10 protein-coding genes and 1 pseudogene are annotated in these 8,305 nt (G+C 41.7%); all 11 read left to right on the plus strand.

What is annotated here, in order from left to right; all coding sequences use genetic code 11:
* Positions 1 to 21: 21 nt before the first annotated feature.
* The gene (atpB, locus tag ACQKMF_RS12305; RefSeq protein ID WP_402943338.1) at positions 22 to 738 is read left to right on the plus strand and encodes a F0F1 ATP synthase subunit A; all 717 of its coding nucleotides are present in this window, start codon (positions 22 to 24) and stop codon (positions 736 to 738) included.
* 73 nt (positions 739 to 811) lie between these two features.
* Positions 812 to 1,036, plus strand: coding sequence for a F0F1 ATP synthase subunit C (gene atpE / locus ACQKMF_RS12310; protein ID WP_034315818.1), 225 nt, complete (start codon positions 812 to 814; stop codon positions 1,034 to 1,036).
* Between the two features lie 150 nt (positions 1,037 to 1,186).
* Entirely contained in the window at positions 1,187 to 1,705 is a 519-nt protein-coding gene (gene atpF, locus ACQKMF_RS12315) for a F0F1 ATP synthase subunit B (RefSeq protein WP_057278186.1), read from the plus strand.
* Positions 1,702 to 2,238, plus strand: coding sequence for a F0F1 ATP synthase subunit delta (locus ACQKMF_RS12320; RefSeq protein ID WP_096339142.1), 537 nt, complete (start codon positions 1,702 to 1,704; stop codon positions 2,236 to 2,238). Before atpF ends, ACQKMF_RS12320 begins: the two co-directional genes overlap by 4 nt.
* A 24-nt stretch (positions 2,239 to 2,262) precedes the next feature.
* Positions 2,263 to 3,771: a F0F1 ATP synthase subunit alpha gene (gene atpA / locus ACQKMF_RS12325; RefSeq protein WP_034315812.1), complete on the plus strand. Its 1,509-nt coding sequence runs from the start codon at positions 2,263 to 2,265 to the stop codon at positions 3,769 to 3,771.
* Positions 3,772 to 3,808: 37 nt separating this feature from the next.
* Positions 3,809 to 4,669: a F0F1 ATP synthase subunit gamma gene (locus ACQKMF_RS12330; RefSeq protein WP_034315808.1), complete on the plus strand. Its 861-nt coding sequence runs from the start codon at positions 3,809 to 3,811 to the stop codon at positions 4,667 to 4,669.
* A gap of 87 nt (positions 4,670 to 4,756) precedes the next feature.
* Complete coding sequence (atpD, locus tag ACQKMF_RS12335; protein ID WP_352924052.1) at positions 4,757 to 6,154, plus strand: F0F1 ATP synthase subunit beta; 1,398 nt, start codon at positions 4,757 to 4,759, stop codon at positions 6,152 to 6,154.
* Positions 6,155 to 6,179: 25 nt separating this feature from the next.
* Positions 6,180 to 6,581, plus strand: a complete 402-nt coding sequence (locus tag ACQKMF_RS12340; protein ID WP_034315803.1) for a F0F1 ATP synthase subunit epsilon — start codon at positions 6,180 to 6,182, stop codon at positions 6,579 to 6,581.
* A 344-nt stretch (positions 6,582 to 6,925) separates the two neighbouring features.
* Positions 6,926 to 7,300, plus strand: coding sequence for an NADH-quinone oxidoreductase subunit A (locus ACQKMF_RS12345; protein WP_427573431.1), 375 nt, complete (start codon positions 6,926 to 6,928; stop codon positions 7,298 to 7,300).
* A 26-nt stretch (positions 7,301 to 7,326) separates the two neighbouring features.
* Entirely contained in the window at positions 7,327 to 7,803 is a 477-nt protein-coding gene (locus ACQKMF_RS12350; protein WP_170946902.1) for a NuoB/complex I 20 kDa subunit family protein, read from the plus strand.
* Positions 7,804 to 8,305: pseudogene (locus ACQKMF_RS12355) on the plus strand (NADH-quinone oxidoreductase subunit C); the annotation flags it as partial.

Below are 8,305 nucleotides of genomic sequence, written 5' to 3' on the forward strand. Positions count from 1 at the left end.
AAAGAAGAGAGGTGAATACTGTTGAATCATGAAGCTCCTATGTGGGAATTTATGGATACTGGAATACATTTCAACTTGGCTAATGTTCTTATGATGACTATCGCAAGTCTCATTGTCTTCATTATTGCTGTAGCAGCAACTCGAAAACTTGCGATGAAGCCAACAGGAATCCAAAACTTTATCGAATGGGTTATGGATTTTGTGAAAAACATCATCAACAGCAATATGGATTGGCGTACGGGTGGTCAGTTCCTTATGTTAGGAATGACATTAATATTGTACGTATTTGTTTCAAACATGTTAGGATTGCCGTTCTCGATTGTAATAGGGCATGAACTTTGGTGGAAATCACCTACATCAGATCCAGCAATAACTTTAACCTTGGCAGTTATGGTAATGGGTTTAACTCATTATTATGGTATCAAGATGAGAGGCATGAAAAATTATGCCAAAACTTATGTCCAACCAATGGGTTTCTTGTTTCCGTTAAAGATTATTGAGGAGTTCGCTAATACGTTAACTCTAGGATTGCGGCTTTACGGGAATATTTATGCGGGTGAGTTACTATTAACTTTACTTGCTGGACTAGGAACAAGTAGTGTTGTGGGTGCGGCCACTGCTGCATTACCGATGTTAGCTTGGGAAGGATTTAGTATCTTTGTCGGCTCCATTCAAGCTTTTATCTTTACTATGTTAACGATGGTTTATCTTTCCCATAAAGTAAGTGACGACCATTAATTATAAATATTGTTCATTTAGAACATTATATTGATGAAAAAAATAAAACAACATTTCAAGGAGGAAATTTATCATGACAGGTTCTTTAGGTCTTATAGCTGCTGCTATCGCAGTTGGATTAGGTGCACTAGGTGCGGGTATTGGTAACGGTCTTATCGTTGGGCGTACAATTGAAGGAATGGCTCGTCAGCCAGAAGCTCGTGGTATGCTTCAAACTACAATGTTCGTTGGTATTGCATTAGTTGAGGCACTTCCAATCATCGCTGTAGTTATCGCGTTTATTGTAATGGGTAAATAAGATAACTTGAAAAAGTTCAATAATGGCGAAGATGATCCAAGGAGACCCTTCGCCATTGCTCTGTGTTAAAGTGAACATTTATGGCAGTGATACTGTCAATCGAAAATACAGAACTTCAATAGTGAATCTCATGAAGGGAGTGAACCGAGCGTGTTAACAAGCAATTTTGTTCTTGGTCAAGCAGTCCACTTTAATGGTGGGGATATCATATACCAGCTTGTAATCTTTATTATTTTGTTAGCGTTGCTTAAGAAGTTTGCATGGGGTCCGCTAATGGGCATCATGAAAGAACGTGAAGAGCATGTTGCGAATGAAATTGAAGCAGCTGAAGTTAGCAGAAAAGAAGCACTGAAATATTTAGAAGAACAGCGTGAAATCGTAAAACAATCTCGCACTGAAGCGGGACAACTTATAGAGAATGCTAAGCAACAAGGCGAAGCACAACGCGAAGATATTATTAATCAAGCGCGTGCAGAGGCTGAACGTGTTAAAGAATCAGCAAAACGTGAAATCGTTCAAGAGAGAGAAAAAGCAGTTGCCGCCTTACGCGAGCAAGTAGCTTCATTATCTGTCATGATCGCTTCTAAGGTGATTGAGAAAGAACTTTCATCAGCTGATCAAGAAAAACTAATCAATGAATATATTCAAGAGGCAGGAGAAGGTAAATGAGCGATATAACTGTAGCAGGACGTTATGCTGTAGCTCTTTTCCAAATTGCGAAAGAGCAAAATCTCATTAACCAACTTGAAGAAGAGCTTCGCATAGTGAATGAAGTTTTCACAAATGATAAAGATCTATTAAGCTTCTTGGCTCATCCTAAAATGACTAGAGATGCAAAAAATACAATGCTTGCAAATGCATTTGCAAGTCTTTCGTCTTCCGTTCGAAACACTGTAATGTTAATGGTGGAGCGTCATCGTACAAGTGAAGTGACTGCCATGGCACAAGAGTTCATTGAACTTGCGAATGAAGAAAATTCAGTTGCGGATGCGACTGTTTATACAGTAAATCCATTAACTGAAGCTGAAGCGGAAGCTGTGTCTTCAGCTTTTGCTGCAAAGATCGGCAAACGTAATTTGCGTATCACTAATGTTACGGATAGCAATATTCTTGGCGGTATCAAACTTCAAATCGGTAACCGTATTTATGACGGAACGATACGTGGGAAGCTTGATCGCCTTAGCAAACAACTATTAGGTTAATATTCACAGATAGGGGTGAAATTCATGAGCATCAAAGCTGAAGAAATCAGTGCGCTGATTAAAAAGCAGATTGAAAACTATCAGTCGGAAATTAAAGTAAGCGATGTAGGTACAGTAATCACTGTTGGTGATGGTATCGCTCGCGTTCATGGTTTAGACAATGCAATGGCTGGGGAGCTCTTAGAATTTTCTAATGGTTCAATGGGATTAGCACAAAACCTTGAGCAAAATAACGTAGGTGTTGTTATTCTTGGACCATTCAGAGACATTCAAGAAGGCAGTGAAGTACGCCGTACTGGCCGTATCATGGAAGTACCAGTTGGAGAAGAATTAATCGGACGTGTCGTGAATCCGCTAGGACAACCTTTGGATGGTCTTGGTCCGATCGCTACAACAAAAACTCGTCCAATCGAAAGCCCTGCTACAGGTGTTATGGACCGTAAATCTGTTCATGAACCATTACAAACAGGAATTAAAGCAATCGATGCGCTAGTACCTATCGGACGTGGACAACGTGAGTTAATCATCGGTGACCGTCAAACTGGTAAAACATCAGTTGCGATCGATACAATCCTTAACCAAGCTGACCAAGATATGATTTGTATCTATGTGGCTATCGGTCAAAAAGAATCAACTGTTCGTGGAACTGTTGAAACACTACGTAAAAATGGTGCATTGGATTACACAATCGTTGTATCTGCTTCAGCTTCTCAACCAGCACCACTTTTATACTTAGCGCCATATGCTGGTGTGACTATGGGTGAAGAGTTCATGTTCGCTGGCAAGCACGTTCTTGTGGTATATGATGATCTTTCTAAACAAGCATCTGCATACCGTGAACTTTCCTTGCTACTTCGCCGTCCTCCAGGTCGTGAAGCATTCCCAGGGGATGTATTCTACTTGCACTCCCGTTTACTTGAGCGTGCAGCTAAATTGAATGACACTTTAGGTGCCGGTTCAATCACTGCGCTTCCATTTGTTGAAACACAAGCAGGCGACATCTCTGCTTACATTCCAACAAACGTAATTTCCATCACTGATGGACAAATCTTCTTGCAATCCGATTTGTTCTTCTCGGGTGTACGTCCTGCGATTAACGCTGGTCTATCCGTATCCCGTGTTGGTGGATCTGCACAAATTAAAGCGATGAAGAAAGTTGCTGGTACTTTACGTCTAGACTTGGCTTCTTATCGTGAATTGGAAGCATTCTCTCAATTCGGTTCTGATCTTGATGCTGCAACTCAAGCAAAACTTAACCGTGGTGCTCGTACAGTTGAGGTTCTAAAACAAGATCTAAACAAACCGATCAAAGTTGAAAAACAAGTCATGATTTTCTATGCATTGACTAAAGGTCATTTAGATGATATTCCAGTATCGGATATCCTTCGTTTTGAAGAAGAATACTATGTGTTCCTAGATCGTTCTCATCCGGAATTATTAGATCACATTCGCACAACTAAAGGTCTTCCTGAAGATGCTGCTATCGTTGCTGCAATTAACGAATTCAAAAAGAACTTCGTTATTTCTGAATAATAAGGTCTAACTAATTTATAAAGGGTGGTGAGAATGAATGGCCTCTTTACGCGATATTAAGTCTCGGATTACTTCAACGAAAAAGACGAGTCAAATTACAAAAGCGATGCAGATGGTATCTGCTTCTAAAATGAACCGTGCTGAAGCTAATGCTAAAGCATATGTTCCATATATGGATAAAATTCAAGAAGTAGTATCAAGTATTGCGAACGGAAGTACGGGTGCATCTCATCCAATGCTTGTCTCGCGTCCAGTGAAGAAGACCGGTTACCTGGTAATCACATCGGACCGCGGATTGGCAGGAGCATACAATAGTAGTATCCTTCGCCACGTTCATAAAACCATTCTTGAACGCCATAAATCCAATGATGAGTTCGTCATTATCGCAATCGGAAGGGTTGGCCGTGATTTCTTTGTCAGCCGTAACATGCACGTAGAGCTTGAAGTAACTGGAGTTCCTGATCAGCCTTCTTTCGCTGACATTAGCTCCCTTGCTAAATCAACAGTGAATTTGTATCTAAATGAACTGTGTGATGAGCTTTACATGTACTATAACCATTATGTCAGCCCAATCCAGCAGGATGTAACGGAAACGCAAGTCCTTCCGTTAGCTGACTTTAATACTTCCAATGCAGCAATGACTTCTTATGAATTTGAACCGAATGCAGAAGAAATTCTTGAGGTATTACTGCCTCAGTACGCAGAAAGTTTAATTTATGGTGCTTTGTTAGATGGTAAAGCAAGTGAGCACTCTGCACGTATGACTGCAATGAAAAATGCGACCGATAATGCTAAAGAATTGATTGATTCACTTTCATTGCAATATAACCGTGCACGTCAGGCCGCAATTACTCAAGAAATTACTGAGATTGTCGGCGGTGCAGCAGCTTTAGAATAAAATCATTAAAGGGACGGTCGGACCGGACGATGCTTGGCCGTTCCATAAACTAGATTGTCGTTATAAGCAACGTTAGGAGGGAAAACGATGAATATAGGACGCGTTACTCAAGTTATGGGTCCGGTTGTTGACGTGAAATTCGAAGACGGACAACTTCCTAAGATCTATAACGCGTTAAGAATCGAAAATACAGCGTCTGGTACAGGACTAACTCTTGAAGTAGCCCTTCAACTAGGTGATAATACAGTTCGTACTGTAGCAATGTCTTCCACTGATGGTTTAACCCGTGGTGCAGAGACTGTTGATACAGGAGCTCCAATTTCCGTTCCTGTAGGTGAAGTAACACTAGGCCGCGTTTTCAACGTATTAGGGGAAAACATTGACCTATTTGAACCACTTACAGCAGAGGTGCGCCGTGATCCAATTCACAGACAAGCACCAACTTTTGAGGATTTATCAACAACAGTTGAAATTCTTGAAACTGGTATTAAAGTAGTAGATTTACTTGCTCCTTACATCAAAGGTGGTAAAATCGGTCTCTTCGGTGGAGCCGGTGTTGGTAAAACTGTACTTATCCAAGAACTTATTAATAACATCGCACAAGAGCACGGCGGTATCTCTGTATTCGCTGGTGTAGGTGAGCGTACTCGTGAAGGAAATGACCTTTTCTACGAGATGACTGATTCTGGTGTTATTAAGAAAACAGCGATGGTATTCGGACAAATGAACGAGCCACCAGGTGCACGTATGCGTGTAGCTCTAAGTGGTTTGACAATGGCTGAATATTTCCGTGACGAACAAGGACAAGACGTTCTTTTCTTCATCGATAACATCTTCCGTTTCACACAAGCAGGTTCTGAGGTTTCTGCCCTTCTAGGCCGTATGCCTTCAGCGGTAGGTTACCAACCAACCCTTGCTACAGAAATGGGTCAATTACAAGAACGTATTACATCTACCAATAAAGGTTCTGTTACATCCATTCAAGCGATCTATGTACCTGCCGATGACTATACGGATCCGGCTCCAGCTACAACTTTCGCTCACTTGGATGCAACAACTAACCTTGAGCGTAAACTTTCTGAAATGGGTATTTACCCTGCAGTTGATCCATTGGCTTCTTCTTCTCGTGCCCTTAGCCCAGAAGTCGTTGGAGCTGAGCACTATAAAGTGGCTCGTCAAGTTCAATCAACTTTACAGAAATATAAAGAACTTCAAGATATTATTGCGATCTTGGGTATGGACGAATTAAGCGAGGACGAAAAAGTAATCGTTGCCCGTGCTCGTAGAATTCAAAACTTCTTGTCACAAAACTTCCACGTGGCTGAACAATTTACTGGTCAAAAAGGATCTTACGTACCAGTTAAAGAAACAGTCCAAGGATTCAAAGATATCCTAGCTGGAAAATATGACGAACTTCCTGAAGATGCTTTCCGTCTAGTTGGCCGCATCGAAGAAGTTGTTGCTAAAGCAAAAGAAATGGCTTAATTAAAGGGACCTAGGAGGGAATGAAATGAAGACCATTAAAGTCAATGTTGTTACTCCCGATGGCCCAGTATATGATGCAGAAGTTGAAATGGTAAGCACTAAAGCTAAAAGCGGTGAGCTTGGAATTATGGCTGGACACGTTCCAACTGTAGCTCCTCTTACCATCGGTGCTGTCCGTCTTAAAAATGGAAGCAACACAGACTATGTAGCTGTAAATGGTGGCTTCTTGGAAGTTCGCCCTGATGTGGTAACCATTTTGGCTCAATCTGCTGAAAGAGCTGAAACTATCGATCTTGCACGTGCTCAAGCAGCAAAAGCCCGTGCTGAACAAAGATTGCAGAACAATGATGGATCAAATGATGCCAAAAGAGCTGATTTAGCGCTTAAACGTGCAATCAACCGAATCCAAATTGCAGAAATGCGATAACTTTAATTGATGAAAACACCTGATCAAGCCATTCGTGGTATGATTAGGTGTTTTTTTAAACCAAAAGGTTTTTGAGGATAGTAATATTTAATAAAAAAGGTTGTAGGATGAAAAAAAAGTCGAATTATAGAGTAAAGTATTTTCCATTTTAATCCTCAACTCGTCGACATGCTTTTAGCCTAATGCTATAATGTATACGCTTACAATTATTGCTTCATACCCCTCCTTTCACGTTGCTTCTAAAAGAATGTCACCCTGCATAATATTTAAAAGGTATCCAAAAAGAAGACAAGCAAATCTAAATTGAACCCATTTAACATGATTTATCCATAAAGGAGATGAACATGGGACAGCTGCATATTTACCAAAATAATTATTTAATTGTATTTGTTTTCCTTTGTCTCGGCATTTTATTGCCTGTGATCGCTTTATATCTTGGTAGACTGCTAAGGCCTTTTAAACCGACAGATATGAAATATACGACTTATGAAAGTGGAATCGAGCCTTTTCAGGATTCAAGGGTTCAATTCAATGTCAGGTATTATCTATTCGGATTGATGTTCGTCATATTTGACGTGGAAACGGTTTTTCTTTACCCATGGGCGGTCGCTTATGATGAACTCGGACTGTTTGCATTGATTGAAATGCTGTTTTTTGTCCTGATCCTTATGCTAGGGTTAATCTACGCTTGGAAAAAGAAGGTGTTAAAGTGGAATTGAAATTGGATGAACTTACCCCCGCAGAAATGGAAGAAATGCGACACAGTATTTTTTTATCCACACTTGAACAAATAAAAGGCTGGGCTAGAAGTAACTCACTCTGGCCAATGACTTTCGGCTTGGCATGCTGTGCAATTGAAATGATGGGTGTCGGCTCATCACATTATGATTTGGACAGATTCGGGTCATTTTTTCGTACATCACCCAGACAATCGGATGTCATGATTGTTTCCGGAACGGTAACGAAAAAAATGGCTCCAATAATAAGTAGATTATATGAACAAATGCCAGAACCTAAATGGGTAATTGCAATGGGATCCTGTGCAACCGCTGGTGGGCCTTATGTTCACTCATACTCAGTGGTCAAAGGGGTAGATCAAATTGTACCTGTCGATGTATATATACCGGGTTGTCCCCCAAACCCAGCTGCACTTATTTATGGGATCAATAAGTTAAAAGAAAAAATCCGTTACGAGGCGAAAACCGGAAAGCGGGTGATATAGATGAGTGAAAAGGAAGACTTAGCGAAGCAAAAGGCAGCGGCAGCGGCCAAGGCGAAGGCTGTAGCATTGGCCCGAAAAGAGGCGAAAGCTGAAAGTGCGGATGCGGAAGGTGAAACGGATATAGCGAAGCAAAAGGCAGCGGCAGCGGCCAAGGCGAAAGCGGCGGCATTGGCCCGAAAACGGGCGAAAGAGGAAGCTGCGGAGAAGCCGGAAGATGAAATGGATATAGCGAAGCAAAAGGCGGCGGCAGCGGCCAAGGCGAAAGCGGCGGCATTGGCCCGAAAACGGTCGAAAGAGGAAGCTGCGGAGAAGCCGGAAGATGAAATGGATATAGCGAAGCAAAAGGCGGCGGCAGCGGCCAAGGCGAAAGCGGCAGCATTGGCCCGAAAACAGGCGAAAGCTGAAAGTGCGGAGAAGCCGGAAGATGAAACGGATATAGCGAAGCAAAAGGCGGCGGCAGCGGCCAAGGCGAAAGCGGCAGCATTGGCCCGAAAACAGGCGA

The organism is Peribacillus sp. NPDC101480 (assembly GCF_050277335.1).
Lineage (GTDB): Bacteria > Bacillota > Bacilli > Bacillales > DSM-1321 > Peribacillus.